A 1,007-nucleotide genomic window follows, 5' to 3' on the forward strand; every position below is an offset into this window, starting at 1 on the left:
TATTGGATGTTTTAGATAATGAAACAATAGCAATAAAAACAGGACTTTCTGTAGAAGAAGTTAATAAATTGAGGGAGTAAAAATAGCCATGGCTACTTTTATATTAAGATAAAGCATTTTTAAGTCTAGTCATATTATTACTTTGCTTTAAGATGTAATATCATTGGTGTTAAATAACTCTCAATATGAGCATTTGAAAATATATGGAAAATAAGTAAATGTGCACTATAAAATTGTATGCTTTTAAAATTTCTAAAAAGGAGAATTTTTAATGAATAGAATTAATGTGTTATTTAAAATGACTATATGTTCGTTAATGTTAATATTTTATCCTAGTTTTCATCTTGGAAGAGTTGGTATAACATCATTTATTGTTTTGTTTGGACAACCGCCTCGTTGGTTAGATTCTATTATTTCAGCGATATTAAATCTTATAAGTGTGTTAGGTAGTATATTATTATTTTATTCCTTGGTTTGTTTTTTTATTGAGTGTTTTAAATTTATTAAACAAGATAACAAGAATAAAAGTAAAAATTAATTTGTTCTATTTTGCAGTTGAAAATGCATACGATTAAAAGATAAAAAAAGAATAATTTGCAGACTTTAAATTCTAAGTTGCTTTTTTAACTAATTATGACATTAGGATTAGCTACTTTGATTTTTTTTTATTAATTGCGTTAATCCATTCAATGATATAAAATATGAAGTTTCATAAGAAGTTATAATTACTCTATCTGGTTGTCTAGTTAAACCTATAATTGATTTAATATTTGAATCCGTCTTGATTCATAAAATTAACATATATGCCATGAATTGTTAATACAACATTGTGGATTGCAAAAATTACATTTTATGACATTGATTTAATTATTTGTGATATTTATATTGACTTTTCTTTTTATGATATAATATAAAAAATATAAAATGGAGGGTGAAAATAATGTGCAGATTAAACCCTAAAGTAGATTTTGTATTTAAAAAGTTATTTGGAAGTGAAGAAAATAAAG

At 23.2% G+C, this 1,007-nt stretch carries 1 protein-coding gene; it reads left to right on the forward strand.

The features are described 5' to 3' along the window. The first annotated feature begins 271 nt into the window (after positions 1-271). The gene (locus BUA19_RS11405; protein WP_072726599.1) at positions 272-538 is read left to right on the forward strand and encodes a hypothetical protein; all 267 of its coding nucleotides are present in this window, start codon (positions 272-274) and stop codon (positions 536-538) included. The last annotated feature ends 469 nt before the right edge of the window (positions 539-1,007 follow it).

Source organism: Tepidibacter thalassicus DSM 15285 (assembly GCF_900129915.1).
GTDB classification, from domain to species: Bacteria; Bacillota; Clostridia; order Peptostreptococcales; family Peptostreptococcaceae; genus Tepidibacter; species Tepidibacter thalassicus.

Excerpts from the sequence above, each read along its gene's own strand:
- BUA19_RS11405 (WP_072726599.1), top strand. The coding sequence starts at position 272 with ATGAATAGAATTAATGTGTTATTTAAAATGACTATATGTTCGTTAATG.